A 14593-nucleotide genomic window follows, 5' to 3' on the forward strand; every position below is an offset into this window, starting at 1 on the left:
GAGGAAGTGCTGTGAGGAAATTAGTTGTATTTGAGATTGGAGAAGGAGACTTTGAGCGCGGGTTTCCGTTGACTTTGCAGATTGGAGAAGAGGGGAAAAACTCTTCGATGGCAATCCCAGGGAAGCTACCACCAAACCCTGATGTCCTTAAAAATTTTGAGTTGTGGCGGTCTGCTTATCTCGATTTAGAGAACTTATACCGTCTGTCAAAAAAACAAGAACAGCCCTCCAGTGGTTCTTTTCTCAATGATTGTAACCGCGCAGCTAATATATTAAGAAATAGCTTCAACGATTGGCTAAATTCTGATGCCCTACGGTCAATTAGGGAAAAATTTATCCAAAATGTTAAAGCATCAGATGAGATGCGGGTACTGGTGAAAACGGATGACTTACAAATACAACGTTTACCTTGGTCTCTTTGGACTTTATTTGAATCCTATCCAAAAGCGGAAGTTGCAGTAATTCCTTGTGCTTATGAATCTGTAGGCACAACATCTGTCAAGCCAAAGGTGAGAATTTTAGCAATTTTGGGTGATAGTACAGGCATTGATACGCAAGCTGATGCTAGTTCCTTAAAAGAGCAGCTACCCGATGCAGAGATTGAATTTTCCCCTGAACCAAGCCGTCAAGAATTAACTGAGCATTTATGGTCAGAAAAAGGTTGGCATATCTTATTTTTTGCTGGGCATAGTTCGAGTGAAATTAATGGTAAAAATGGCTGGATAAAGATTAATGAAAATGATAATTTAACAATTAAAGACTTAAAGCAGTCGTTAAAGAAAGCTGTTGATAATGGTTTAAAGTTAGCAATATTTAATTCTTGCGATGGGTTAGGTTTGGCACGTTCCTTAACAGAGTTATGTATTCCCCACATTATCGTGATGCGAGAACCTGTTCCCGATAAAGTTGCACAAACGTTTTTAAAATACTTTTTAGAAGCTTTTTACAGGGGCGAATCTTTATATGCTGCGGAGAAAGAAGCACGGGGAAAATTGGAAGGGTTAGAAAATGAATTTCCTTGCGCGACTTGGCTGCCAGTTATTTACCAAAATTCTCAAGAAGCACCACCAAGTTTGAAAGATTGGCTAGAAGATGGGATCCAAAATCAGCGCCGTCGCTTGAAACTGCGTAATGTGTTTGCTACAAGTTTGGTAGTTGCGAGTATGGTGCTTGGTGCTAGGTGGCTGGGGATGTTACAGCCTATGGAACTGGGTGCTTATGACCAATTAATGCGGTTACGAGCAATAGTTGAAGAACCAAAGCCAGATAATAAGTTATTAGTTGTTGCTGTAAACCAAGAAGACCGTGATTTACTTAATCAAAGTCCAGATGATACAGGGCGAGGAGCAAGAACTTTATCTGACCTAAATCTGGAAATAAAGCATTTATATTGATTGAAAATTTATCTATCTTTGTTTTATTGCCCTGAAAATCATTGTTATCTAACTTTATTTGAGGCTGGTCATCTGTCAATATAAAAGTGTTTTTTAGATTAGAGCTAAAAGTTCCATGAGTAATTAAATGAACTATGTTATAACTAGATTTATTGAGTTTTTCTTCAAAATTTTCTTTAGTAAATTCTCCATTAGAAAGAACTAAGGGATTATATTTACCTAAGGCTTTCTGAATTACTTCACTAGGTTTTGGGTTTTGTATAAGGGGATCATAGACATCTCCACGAGCCACGGTAGATTCTGCAATCAAAGCTTTAAATTGTAACTTTTGGGAATTATTTTGAGATGTTTTTAGCAATTGAACACTGGGAGAAATTGACACAGTATAATCAGTATCTATAAAAAAACTTTTACCATTATGAAGAGAGGCTATGGGTATACTGCGTAAAGAACTATCTAAGATGAATACTAGCTGTTTTAATTTTAAAGGTTTTGATTTCGCACTACTACTTTCTAAATCTTTACTATAAGGCTCAATTAACCATTGATATAATTCTTTATATGGTTCTATGATATCTGGCAAAAGCTCTTGTTTTTGGTCGCGTGTTAAATTATGTCTAACCTGAAGTATTTTATTTAGTACTTCTTTTGCCTTTTTTTTGGTTACATAGTAACTTAATTTTTTCGCTCCTGGTAATTTGACTATAACAGCCAGCTTATTCTTCAATATCAGTGGAAAAATTAATGCTGTATCTTTTTCTTTTTCCTGGAATTTTTCAAGATTATCTATTAATATCTCTTGATTGTCTTTTTGAGAGCTATTAAGGTTAACCTTCTCTATTCCAAGATTTTGTAAAGTGCAATCAAAAAAGTTTTCTAATTCTGCTAACTGAAGAGAATCAGCATAATATAAAGATTTTTTAAGATTAAGTTGTAGTTGTTCTAGGCTTAACTTATTTTGATAATTTGGCTTATCATCTGGCAATAACAAATCTATTAACTCTCGATAAACTGGTTCAATATTATCCCGGAAAGAAAACTGCACATCTCTATTATTCGCCAGCAAATCACCGCGAATTGTTCTCAGAGTCTCAGCAGCTTCTTCGTAAACTTTAATTGCTTCATCGAGTCTCTTTTCTCCTGAATTTTTAACTATTATGCGTCCTAATTGCCATTGCCATTGATAAGTTATATCAGGAGCACTAATAGATTGAGCTAGGGAGAGTGCTTGTCTGGTAACTTTTTCTGCTTCGGAAAACTGCTTTGTCTTCTCGTATAAGCGACCTAAACTACCAAGTGCATAAGACATTGCACGTTTATCTCCAACTTTTTTTCCATCTTTGTCTTCTTCACCTAGTTTTTGAGCATCTTTATATGCATCAGATATAAGTTCGGCACTTTCTTCGTATGAATAATTTTTGGATTGATTTTTGGATTCTTCTAAACACATCAAAGATTGTGCTAAATTTATTTGGGCAAATATTTTTATTCTACCCTCTGGTAATTCTTTTAGCTTTGGCTTAATTTCGCTGGATATCTTTTCAGCTTCAGACTTTGCATTACTTTCTAATAACTCAGAGAGTAAGCTAATTTGATTTAGCTGTATTTGTAGTTTAGTTATAAGTAAGTTATTTGAAGAATTGTTACTATTATTATTTACAGTATAAGCAATAGCTTGGTTTAAATTGTCCACAGCTTGTTGATAAGACTTGAAAGCATCTTTGATATATTGGCTTTCTGATTGTTTATCTTCATCCTGTTGCGTGATTTCTTGATTTTGCTCAGATTCGTACCATTTGCAGTCTTTATATTCTTTGTATTCGTTGGCTTCTCGTAATTCTCTTAAGTTTTTGGCTTTAGCTCTTTGGGTATTTCCTAAGCTCAGTAATACTGCTGCTTTTTCTTCTGCTGTCAAATTTAGGTTTTTTGCTTTTTGTAATACTTGTTCTGATTCATCTAAGTTTCCAAGTAGTGTATAAGTATTACTAAGAATGCGTAATCCTTGAGATTGGATTTTAGAATCAACTTGATTTTTTTGTGTAGGCTTTAATAATTGCCGCCAATTACTATTACTAGTTGTTAATATTTCTTTCCATTCGCAAAGAATTTTCTGTGCCTGCAGGTGAGAACCTAAAATTTGAAGCGCTTGAGCTTGGTTTAACTGGTTAACCATTAACCCAAAGTTATCTTTAATATGACTATATATTTGTTCTGCTTGTTTCCAAGTTTTTAAGGCTTCTGTCGGTAGACTTTGTGTATATGCTAAATTGGCTTGAATATCTAAAGCTTGAGCGTAGGCTTGCAATTGGTTGTAACTGGTATTTTGATTCTTTCCAGGACGTAATAGCTGAAGACTAGCTTGGATGTGTCTTTCTGCTTGTTTCCATCCCTCAAGTTTTTGATAGCTCAACGAAAGATTGCTAAGTGCCAAACCTTGATTTATCTTATCTCCTATTCTCTGGTAAGCTTTAGCTGTTTGTTCCCAGCTTCGGGCTGCTTCTTCGTATCTACCTGTTTCGTAAAGGCATTTACTTTGTGTTTCTAATACTATTGGACTTATAGAAGTTTTTAATTGACAAATATCGCCATTTTCTGAAGTCTTCGCAGATATTTTTGTAGTGTTAGATACTGGAATTTCTGAAAAGAAAGTTAGTAGCAGCGCTAAGGTTAGGATAGATATTGATTTAAATATTGATTTAGATACTAATTTTAAAAAGGATTCCATAGGACTGTAAAATATAAACCTTGTTCTTGTAATGTTTTGTTGTTATCTTTTGCGTAAATTAGGGGAATACCCCAATCAAAACGGGCGGTGAGATTGTTGCCCATTTGCCAGCGTAAACCCAAGCCAGTGGAGAGTAAATTACTGGGGTTTGGGTTTGGTCTATCGACGTTCCTGCCCATGCCAAACTCCACAAATGGAGTAACTTGTAATACACCCTTTATTTCAGGTATGCGGAGAATTGGTAAACGCACTTCGGCAGATGTAAAGAAGCCGTTGTCGGTAAGTAATGCGTCTTGACGATAACCGCGCACGCTGTCGAGTCCACCAATACCGAATTGTTCGCTAGATAACAGGGGACGATCTGCGAATTGTAAGTCTGTACGTAACAGAATTAATGAATTTATATCGCGTCCAATGACACGCACCCATTGTCCTTGTCCGCGCCAAGCAAAAAAGCGACTATCGGGTGCTTTGGGGTTGATGGTAGCATCTAAAGCATCAAGTCCAAAGATAAATTGGGAACGGAAGGCTAGTACCTGACGGCTGCTGCGCTGCGTCCATTCTTGAAAAAAGCGGATAGCTGAAATGCGGGTGCGTCCTTTTTCGTCAGTACCAGGGGAGAGGGGGTAGGGTCCAATATTTTCAAATTTCAATGAACTTTCACTTTCACGGCGGGAGGTGGTTAAGCCAAGGGTAAAATCTGATGTGGATGTTTTGAAAATGGGATGGCTGAGGGTCAGTTCGTAGTAGCGGGACTGAGATTCTATACCCAAAGTATCAAAGGGTGCTTCGATAACATTGCTGCTAGTAGTGCCATAACTGAGGGTAACTTTGGTATCGTAGGGGCTGATGGGTATGCTATAGCTGGCATTGATACTGTTACTACCTTCGGTGTTGGTGTAATCCAAGCTGATGTTATCTCCCAAACCAAGTAAGTTAGCTTCGCTCAGTTGGATACTGCGACGGAAACTACCGACACTGGGGGAACGTCCGTTATTAAGGTTAACTAGGGCATCAAAGGTTGGTGCTTCAACAACTGTGATTTCTAACAGACTTTTACCAGGGGTGGAAGTAGCGGATAATTCTGCCGATAGGCTTTTAAACAACGGGTTAAGGCGTAATACTTGCAGTCCTTTCACTAAACGCTTTTGATTGAGAGGATTGCCAGCAGCTATGGCAACACGACTGCAGATATAGTTGGGATTAAGACGGCGATTTCCTTGAATTTTGATTTCTTCTAGTTCTCCCTCTAGTACTTCAATAGTAATTTTATCTCCTTCTTGAAAGTCTCGTTGAAGTGGGATGTAAGCACCGGAGGTAATGTAACCTTCTTTGACATATAGTTGAGTAATTATAGAGCGTGCTTTTATTAAGTCAGCAAAAGAAATGGGAGCATTTTCAAAGTTGATCACTTTTTTTATTTCCGCAGTTAGGCGTTCGTCGCTAAATACGGTATTATCCTCAAATTTAAAGCCTCCTATAATGAATTTTTCTTCGGAAGTACCTGGTAATTCGTCCGGAGGTGTGTTCGAGGGAGAAGTAGGTTTGAGTAGTTCTTCTGAGGGTGGTAGGGGCTGTGGTTGAATTTCTTCCTGAGGTTTGGTTGAGGGTGGTTGCAAGTCTCTGTCAGTAGGAACGGGTTGGGTGGTGTCAATATTTTGGGCTAATTGTATCCTTTTACCGTTACTAAAAATATTGTCATCGAATTGCAGACCTAACTTCTCAACCGTGAGGGAAGGGGAAGACGGAAAGCTTTTGTCTTCTTCTCGTTTATCCTTCTGTTGTTCTCTGGCTGTTTCATGTGCTGTTAGCGTGGAATTTTCCCCGTTTTTTAGTTTTACATCTGTTAAAGCGTCAATAATTGAGAAAGAGGTAGTATCAGCAGCCTTAGTAGAAGTGATGCTGGTTGCAAGATTGGATAGGGTAGCAAAGGTAACTAGCAGCCAGGTTTGGTAGAATTTTTGTAAATGTCTAACGTACATAGCAACCAGAAGAACTCTGCCAATTTTGTTGAGGTGTAGCGGTAGAGGTTTGCGAGACAAATTTGATACGCCCATTCGGCAGTTTTGTCCAACCTTGCACTTCTACAATATTCTTGGGCTGATTGTTGTTTTGTTTTGGTAGGTTTGCCTGGGTTGAACGGTTTGCAAATTGATTGTTAATAGTTGCGAGTCGGGTAATAGTTGTGTCGTCGTTGAGGGGATCGCTAGGACTGGGTGGAAGTCCACCGCGTCCAGTGTTGATGAATTGGCTGGGGGTTTTGCTATTGCTAGTTGCAGTACTGTAACAACTTGTATCGATACGATTTGAAGGGTCGTCAAAAGAACTGGGAAGAGGTGTCAGTCCTCGGTTCAAGTCTATATCAAGTGAGTTGATAGCTAATACACCATTTAAAGAAGGATTTTGTTGCGAAATAGCGGTAATATCATTTGCTGACAAGCGTTCGGGTTTTAGTGGGTAAGAACCCAGTCGCTGTAATAACTCATCCCGACTAAGCGGTTCCATCCAAAAAATCTTTTCCGCTGTAATTTCAACTTTTCCTCCCTGACCGCTAAATGCATCAGCAGATATATCGCTATTTTCTAATGGAATCGAAAGAATAATTGGGGTAGAAATATTAATTCTTCCACCATTTCCACCTGCATTGGCTGTGCCTGCAGTAGTAGATATTCGACTTCCGGAACGCATGAACAGCACATCCCGCACTTTTAAGGATATATTCCCGCCATCTGTTGATTCTGTAGTGGCATTAATAGCACCTTGCTTAATTAGTGATATTGAAGCAGCATTCACTTTTATATTGCCAGCAGATCCTGTCCCTTCGCTTTCAACAGATATTTTTGCTCCGTTTCTAATACTCAAGTCTTTGCTAGTAATAATTTCAATGTTACCTCCCGTTCCATTACCAAGAGAACTTGCTAGTATAAGAGCATCATCAGCAATATAAAGTTTTCCGGTTTCTACTTCAATATCTCCTGCACTGCCTGATGCTCCTTCTAATATTCGACTGTAGACCCCACTAGAAAATGTATTAGCACCTTCACCAGTAATTTTAACCTCATCTGTTGCTTTAATATCTATATTTCCTGCTTTTTGTCTTCCAAAGGTACTAGTAGTTAAAACAGCACCATTGGTTACAGATAATTTTCTCGTATTAATACTAATATTGCCGGATTTTCTTGTATCTACTTTGTTGCTTTCATTGCGTTCTACTCGGCTAAAAGCACCACTAGAATACTTATCTGTTTGTATTGGATTGACTTTACCTCTTGGAGATATATCTTCAAAGGAAACAGTATCGCGAGCATTAATTATTATGCTTCCTGCATCTCCGTTTCCTAAACTACTAGTTTCTAACGTGCCTCCATAAGTCACATATAAATTATCGACATCAATAACAATACTTCCTCCTTGTCCTGCTCCTCCTTCCAGTATTCGACTATAAATACCACTAGGAAAAGCAGCAGGACTCTCTCCGGTTACTGTAACTTCTTTTGAGTTGATGTGTATATTACCTGCACCTTGTTTTCCAAAGCTACTGGTTGTTAAAACAGCGCCATTGGTTACAAATAATTTTCTCGTACTAATACTAATATTACCTGATTTTCTTGTATCATATTTATTACTTTCATTGCGTTCTACTCGGCTAAAAGCACCGCTAGCAAATTTATCTGTTTTTTGTGATTCTTCTGTGATCGCTTCACCACTTGGAGATACACTATCAAAAGAAACCGAATTATTAGCTATTATAGTAATGCTTCCAGTATCTCCGTTTCCAGAGCTAGTGCTTTCTAATCTAGCGCCTTTTTTCAATGACAGTGTATCTGTTTCAATTGTGATATTCCCAGCTTTTCCAATACCCGTATTCCCTACTTCACTGTATACAGCAGTAGGTACAAGCTTAGAACCAGAAACCCCCTCTCCTTGAAAAGAAATAATTAGGGTTTGAATGTTAATATTACCTGCATTTCCTTCTCCAAAAGTATATGTTTCTAATCTCCCACCTTCTCTTGCTTCAAGCGTTTTCGCTATAATATGGATATTACCACCCTGACCGATGCCACCACTTTCTACTCCGTTAAATACACCAGAAACTCTTTCGTTACTTATATCAGCGAACAATGCTTTGCCTTCAATCTCAATATTTATATTACCTACATTTCCTTCTCCAAAAGTACCAGCATATATTTGAGCACCGTTAGTTACAGAGAGTTCTCCTCCCTGAATATCTATATTTCCACCTTGTCCTACTAAACCATTTTTTTCCACAGCATTGGAAATAAAACTCTTGGCATCAGCTAGAGTAATTGTCCCAGTTGCGTTAATCTTAATATCTCCCGCTAAAGAGCTAGCAGTTCCTGTTTCTCCTATTCCAGCTTTCAATTGACTTCCTTGTGTCAAACTGAAGTCCCTAGCATTGATTGCAATGTCACCACCTTTTTTGTAGCGCACGTTGACCATAGAACCGTTTTTAAGCAAAACATCAGAGCGTTTTACCCCTAAAGGAAAACTGAAACTGAAGTTACCATCTTTATTTACCAAATTGACTGTACCTGCTTCAGCCAATCCTCCCAACTCAACTCGCCCTCCTCTAGCCCTTAAGTCGCTACCATCAAGTGTTACATTACCACCTACTAAAGCTCGTGTTACACCAGGTTCCACATCCAGCAAGTTAACATTTTGCATCTCAATACCACGGGGATTTGAGCCAAACTGTAAGCCGATGGGAAGGCTAATCTTCAGTAAAGGTAGTCCCTCGGGATTCGTAGCACTAAACTCTACTCCATCCTTAAACAGCAAACTACTAGCCGTACTCGCCACAAACGAGCCAGGAATATCCAACTTGGCATTAGGTCCAAACAGAATTCCATTCGGGTTGAGCAAAAACAAATTTGCGTTTCCCAAAACCTTTAGCGTCCCATCAATATTCGACGCATTACTACCTGTCACCCGACTGAAAATATTCTCAATTCCATCCAGGGGAGCAAATTCAACCCTTCTTCCTTCCCCAACATTAAATTCCTGAAAACTGTGGAAGAGACTCACACCCCGAACAGCGCCCCCTTCTATGCGGTCAATATTCGGACTTTGCTGTATGACGCTCGTTCCCAAAGTGCTGTCAGGTGTGATTTGTGCTACACATTTAAACTCAGTAAGTGTAAGAAGACAGCCAGTAAATAAAGAAACAGTAAGCCATGGCTTCAATAACGAACGTTGCCAGTTTATGTTCAACTTTAAACTACTCCAAAATCAATATAAGCGAATAGCCGAGCAAACAATCAGGTTGATTTCACAACTAGTGATATATAATACTAACTTTGATTTGTTTTTGCAAGCTTTTCTTGGTTCTTTTTATTTACTTAGTGTTAAAATTTACTTCTAAATATTGAGCGTGGGTAGGAAATGAACTTTTAGGTGCGATCGCCTAATTAGGTAGCTGCAAATACCGACAACCTTAAAGCTCCACAGTCGTTTACTTACAAGCTTTTCAGGATATTCGCCAAAAAAAAATCAAAAAGTTTTCGCTCATTTGAATAAAATTCTAAATTTCGGAGCATATGTTTATAGAGAGTTGCGGTTGCACCTCTAGTCAAAAAAACATAGAATTTTGGATTATGACCTGGGACAAGTTAAACAGAACTCTTGTTGTTGGTGTTGCATTAACCGTAAGCGCCATTGTAGCTCAATCTAATGCAATGGCACAAAATGAACAACAATTCAGGTTTCAATTATTCAAAGACCAAAGTTACTGCATGGATGTCGCTAATGGCAGAATTGCTAACGGCACGGCAATCCAAATTGCTAAATGCAAACAAAAAGGGCATCCTGCTCAAACATGGATAGGGGGCGACCGACTTGATATTCCCTGTGCTGACGCTGAGGGAGGATGCGCGTATCAATACAGACTAGCTGCCAATCCTGCATATTGTCTTGATTATACTTATAGTACTAGTCCACCAAAAAAAGACGGTTCTACGTTACTGCAATTGTGGCAATGTAAAGACGCAAAAGATGGAAATGCTGCATACTGGGGTGCTGTTCTTACTGCACAAGCTCAAGCGTATAGACTTTATCCTCGTATCCCAAATCATGATGTATTCAACGTTCAGATCGCGGTTCCTTTTGACGGCATTAGGGAAGGTACGAAGCTTAGATTAACTGAAGATCAAAATACTTGGCGGTTGTGGGTAGACGAATAATGAGTCAAAGCTTCGGCTGACTGGTACTTGTATAGTCTGATTTCTCATTGCTAAGTACATCTGACAAATATTCATCTTCAGATGTACTTACAGCACCACTAACCCCAACCGTTGTAGCTTATAGCTCTATGCGTTTCTAGGAGTCGTAGAGATGCTGCGTCATTTTCTAGGTTCTGCTTTTGTGGTGAGTTTCATCCTTTCTTTAATTTTTCCTCAACTTACTCAAGCAGGTGGTGGTCAAAACACTTCTACAGAAAGCAATTCTAGTTCAATTACTAACAACCAGAACACTTCATCAACATCATCTTCTTTAACTAATGTTTCTCCGCCAACTGGAGCGCCTCAATTCGATAACTTTAGCTCACATTATGGCTCTTATGGTTCCCTAAACTATCCCCATTGTAGTGGGTCTTGCATCTTTGGTATTACTAGATTTGCTCCAAGCACGAATGGAGGTATGACTCAAGAAGCAGTGATGGGTGTGGTAGTGGACTTGGACTCACCGAACAAAAGGTCTGCTCAAGCATATCAAAAGTACTACGAGGCTTTTAGTAATCGCATGGTTCAAGAAGATGAAGTTTCGTTGTTAAGCAAAATTGCAGATGCGGTGAATCAGTGTCAGGATAACCATGCAAATCTTCTTGCTCTTCCCGCTGCAAAAAGATTGGGTATAACCCCTGATGAGTTATTATCTCGCACGGATAAACAGCATCGAAATTGCAGTTCACCTCAAAATCCCGTTAAGTAACTGACTTAACTCGACGTATACGATTTTCCTGTTTTGGCACAGTCCACCCGTGAACTCTTTGGAAGTTTTTTAATGCAGATCTGATCGAGTGTGCCATGTGGATATCTATTTTTCCAATCCTACTTAATACTCAATCTTCAAGGATAGACTCATGAAATTCTTAAAACAGAACGTTGGTCAAGTTATTGCACAGGTAACGAAGCTTTCAAAACCAAACCTTCTTAAAGTCACTGCAATGCTTCTTGCAAGTACTGGAACAGGAGTTGTACAATTGACGTTTATCTTTACAGCAATGGCCGATGACTTTATGAACACCTATTTCCGCGATGGTCAAGTAATAAAGTTAGTTACGCCTAAAGGCTTCAACGTTAATCTGCCTTATACTCGGAATGGAGGAATGATTAACACTTTTGAGCCTGATAACACTGATGAATGGAAATTTCAGGTTATTAGAACGAGTAATGGTGTGAAGTTTAAGAGAATAGGTACCGACTACTTAATTACCGCTCAAAAATTTCCTTCTGACAACCTCGCTCTATTAGAAGCTTACAAAGATGTTGGAGGAGAAGATAAGTACCAAACTTGGATTCCCAAAGCCATAGAGTCTAAACCAGGTTTTTTCAATATCTGTTTGTTAGCCCAACAAGACCAATGCATGAACGTCCCTGGTTCTAACAACCGCACTAAGCTGACTACTTTTAAACATGATTTCAATGACCAAGACCAATGGTTTTCAGCGGTAGTTATTGGAAATAGCGGTTCAACGCCTATTAGTATAGGGCAACCAGATTTTAACAAGAAAGAGTACCGTCAAGATAATCCTCTTTGGAAAGCAGGATTTGCACCAAAGTCTGTTGATCCTTCCGTTTACAGTATGTCTAATCCAAACGCAAAAGGTAACTGCACTTGGTATGCAAGCGGTCGTGTCAAAGAACTCGGACGCAACACAAATCTAGTCAATCAACTTGTAGCTGACGCAAACCAATGGGATGACCAAGCTCGTGCTGCTGGTATTCAGACATCGAGAACACCTCAAGTGGGTGCAATTGCACAATGGGAGGCTAACAATAACAATGGATTTGGTCACGTAGCTGTAGTTGAGAAAGTTAATGGAGATGGAACAGTTGTGATTTCCGAATCAAGTTACTCCGCAACTAGCGGTTCTTCATGGGATTTCCTTTATAGAACAAGGACGATTTCAGCTAATAGCCCCAGTACCTACCTGCTGCCTTAATGACCGCTATTGACTCTCAAACATTTTTCAATAGAATGTTTGCATTATACACTTTGCTTGTACCAGCTTTGGTACAAGTATTTTCTGTACGCCAATACCACATTTCTGAATGTTTTAAATTAATGATTGCTGTAGTCTGACTTTCTACGTAGCAAGTTGCACTGGTTTCTGAAGGATTTACTGAGGAAAGTTTTCTGGCAGCGCGGGCTGATTCCAAACAGCAAACTTTTTTGAAAGGAGAGATCTCAGATTATGATAGAGGGCAAGTGGAAATAGAGACACGAGTTGAAGAAGCCAAATCACAGGTAGGCGATCGCACCACAAACTCAGGGACTATCCAATCTTTGCGCGATGCCAAAATTGCAGCCGATGGACAACTCAAACAAGCACAAAATCAACTGGATCAGTTAATGGCTTGGATACAAGATGCTCAATCAAAACAGAAGCAAGCTGAAAAACGACAAGAGGAATTTTCTTCACTGAAGACACAAGTCAATACTTATACAAATCTCGCTCGCAGCCTCAAAACTGATGAATTTCAAGCTTTTGCTCTGGAACATTTAGAAAGAGATTTGGTAACTCGCGCAACCCATGTCTTGCAAGAACTCACAGATTCTCGCTATGCGCTGAGAATTCAAGATGGAGATTACTTAGTTGAAGATAATTGGAATGGGGGTGAAAGGAGACGAGTGCAAACTCTTTCAGGGGGTGAAACATTTGCTGCCTCTCTTTCTATGGCACTTGCTTTGTCACTTAAACATACTGAGTGTGTTTCTAAACAAAGAATACATATCCAATTTGAGAGAATGATTGGTATGATTAAAAATAAAAGTATTGTGTAGATGTTCCTAGCTATGGAAACTAAGAAATACGTTTACTGGCAAGATGAAGAGATGTGGATTGGGTATCTGGAAGAATATCCAGATTACTGGACTCAAGCAGAAACTGAAGATGAATTGAAAGAAAACTTAGTTGATATTTACAAAGAGTTGACAAGTGGAGCAATTTCCAACGTCCGAAGATTGGCTGAACTTGAGGTATCGTGAAACGACGAGATTTAATCAAACATCTTGAAGAAATCATGCGATCGCTTTGGGCATTGGTTAAACTCTATATTCCACAAGCTTCTTTATATTATGATACGAGAAGCTGAACTGAAAAGAGAAATTGACTGTTTTCCCAGTTCAGCTAAGCCAAACCAGTCACTTGCGTAACCATACCAAAAAAGGCTATGTCCCCAGATACCACAGCTAAAAAACCGGAGACAAAATGGCCGATTGTTGAGCCATATTCGGTGCCAACACCACCGACAAATCTGATATTTGATGATGGAGAACCATTGGAAAGTAACCGCCACAGAATTGCCATAAATGTTTTGATTGATTCAGCGCAAGCGGCTCTCTGCGGACGGGAGGATTTCTTTGTAGGTGGCAATATGTTCGTCTACTACAGCAGCTTGCAGGTATTGAATCGGGATTTTCGAGGACCTGATGTGTTCGTGGTGCTGGATGTCGATGGTAAGCGCGATCGCCAAGGCTGGGTAGTATGGGAAGAAGAGGGGCGCTATCCTGACGTGATTATTGAGTTACTATCACCTAGCACAGCACGCGTAGACCGTGAGGACAAGAAGCACTTGTATGAGCGAACATTCCACACGGCAAATTACTTCATCTTCGACCCGTTTGACCCGCAATCCCTTGAAGGGTGGCAATTAGATAACCAGCAACGCTATAAACCCTTAGAGACTAATGAGTTGGGTTGGCTGTGGTGCGAAACTTTACAGCTATGGTTAGGGACATGGGAGGGACAGATTCGTCGCGAACCAGCGCAAGGTACGTGTCACTGGTTGCGGTTCTTTGACCAACAAAAGAACTTAATCCTGTTACCAGAAGAAATAGCAGAACAGGAGCAGCAACGAGTAGAACAAGAGCGACAACGAGCCGAACAGGAGCGGCAACGAGCCGAACGGCTGGCAGCACGATTGCGGGAGTTGGGAGAAGATCCAGATGCCATCTAAATTCTCACTGTAAAGCCAACATTTTTCCCGATCTGAGCGTACCATTTCCACATAGAATTGGCGCTAGTAGTCCACCACACCAACGCCTGCTAGGTTATTAAAAAACCACAAAGACGCTCATAGCACAAAGAAAGAGGGACATATGATGAGTTTGAATGTTGTTTTACCTAGCAAACTTAGTGTGGCGAAGTACTAGTAATTTCTCAACCCACTGTCGGTTTGCCTCTGATAATGCAGGATGTCTCATTATATACGATAAGATTACCAGTCTTTTT

Annotated in this window: 10 protein-coding genes; 7 read left to right on the forward strand and 3 right to left on the reverse strand. The window is 39.6% G+C overall.

Features of this window, described 5'->3' with window-relative positions; all coding sequences use genetic code 11:
* The first annotated feature begins 11 nt into the window (after window positions 1–11).
* A complete protein-coding gene (locus WA1_RS24635) occupies window positions 12–1394 on the forward strand; it encodes a CHAT domain-containing protein (RefSeq protein WP_017739864.1) in 1383 nt (460 codons plus the stop codon).
* Here the strand turns inward: WA1_RS24635 and WA1_RS24640 are convergent.
* The 3 genes from WA1_RS24640 to WA1_RS24650 are packed head-to-tail and all read right to left on the reverse strand — an operon-like array spanning window position 1315 to window position 9351.
* Window positions 1315–4119: a CHAT domain-containing protein gene (locus WA1_RS24640; RefSeq protein ID WP_017739863.1), complete on the reverse strand. Its 2805-nt coding sequence runs from the start codon at window positions 4117–4119 to the stop codon at window positions 1315–1317. The two genes, WA1_RS24635 and WA1_RS24640, sit on opposite strands and share 80 nt — an antisense overlap.
* A complete protein-coding gene (locus tag WA1_RS24645) occupies window positions 4104–6101 on the reverse strand; it encodes a ShlB/FhaC/HecB family hemolysin secretion/activation protein (RefSeq protein ID WP_017739862.1) in 1998 nt (665 codons plus the stop codon). The genes WA1_RS24640 and WA1_RS24645 overlap by 16 nt, the downstream gene beginning before the upstream one ends.
* Window positions 6091–9351: a beta strand repeat-containing protein gene (locus WA1_RS24650; RefSeq protein ID WP_017739861.1), complete on the reverse strand. Its 3261-nt coding sequence runs from the start codon at window positions 9349–9351 to the stop codon at window positions 6091–6093. Before WA1_RS24650 ends, WA1_RS24645 begins: the two co-directional genes overlap by 11 nt.
* 383 nt (window positions 9352–9734) lie before the next feature.
* Here WA1_RS24650 and WA1_RS24655 point away from each other — a divergent pair, with 383 nt between their 5' ends.
* From WA1_RS24655 to WA1_RS24685, 6 genes are all read left to right on the forward strand, one after another.
* Complete coding sequence (locus WA1_RS24655; protein ID WP_017739859.1) at window positions 9735–10319, forward strand: RICIN domain-containing protein; 585 nt, start codon at window positions 9735–9737, stop codon at window positions 10317–10319.
* Window positions 10320–10470: 151 nt separating this feature from the next.
* Entirely contained in the window at window positions 10471–11067 is a 597-nt protein-coding gene (locus WA1_RS24660; protein WP_017739858.1) for a hypothetical protein, read from the forward strand.
* Window positions 11068–11218: 151 nt separating this feature from the next.
* Window positions 11219–12301: a CHAP domain-containing protein gene (locus WA1_RS58780; protein ID WP_017739857.1), complete on the forward strand. Its 1083-nt coding sequence runs from the start codon at window positions 11219–11221 to the stop codon at window positions 12299–12301.
* Between the two features lie 230 nt (window positions 12302–12531).
* Entirely contained in the window at window positions 12532–13143 is a 612-nt protein-coding gene (locus WA1_RS24675; protein ID WP_017739855.1) for a hypothetical protein, read from the forward strand.
* A gap of 12 nt (window positions 13144–13155) precedes the next feature.
* Complete coding sequence (locus WA1_RS24680) at window positions 13156–13347, forward strand: hypothetical protein (protein ID WP_272819220.1); 192 nt, start codon at window positions 13156–13158, stop codon at window positions 13345–13347.
* Between the two features lie 185 nt (window positions 13348–13532).
* A complete protein-coding gene (locus WA1_RS24685) occupies window positions 13533–14318 on the forward strand; it encodes a Uma2 family endonuclease (RefSeq protein ID WP_017739853.1) in 786 nt (261 codons plus the stop codon).
* Window positions 14319–14593 lie beyond the last annotated feature (275 nt).

This window comes from Scytonema hofmannii PCC 7110 (assembly GCF_000346485.2).
Lineage (GTDB): Bacteria > Cyanobacteriota > Cyanobacteriia > Cyanobacteriales > Nostocaceae > Scytonema > Scytonema hofmannii.

Excerpts from the sequence above, each read along its gene's own strand:
- WA1_RS24640 (WP_017739863.1), bottom strand. The coding sequence starts at position 4,119 with ATGGAATCCTTTTTAAAATTAGTATCTAAATCAATATTTAAATCAATA.
- WA1_RS24645 (WP_017739862.1), bottom strand. The coding sequence starts at position 6,101 with ATGTACGTTAGACATTTACAAAAATTCTACCAAACCTGGCTGCTAGTT.
- WA1_RS24655 (WP_017739859.1), top strand. The coding sequence starts at position 9,735 with ATGACCTGGGACAAGTTAAACAGAACTCTTGTTGTTGGTGTTGCATTA.
- WA1_RS24660 (WP_017739858.1), top strand. The coding sequence starts at position 10,471 with ATGCTGCGTCATTTTCTAGGTTCTGCTTTTGTGGTGAGTTTCATCCTT.
- WA1_RS58780 (WP_017739857.1), top strand. The coding sequence starts at position 11,219 with ATGAAATTCTTAAAACAGAACGTTGGTCAAGTTATTGCACAGGTAACG.
- WA1_RS24680 (WP_272819220.1), top strand. The coding sequence starts at position 13,156 with ATGGAAACTAAGAAATACGTTTACTGGCAAGATGAAGAGATGTGGATT.
- WA1_RS24685 (WP_017739853.1), top strand. The coding sequence starts at position 13,533 with ATGTCCCCAGATACCACAGCTAAAAAACCGGAGACAAAATGGCCGATT.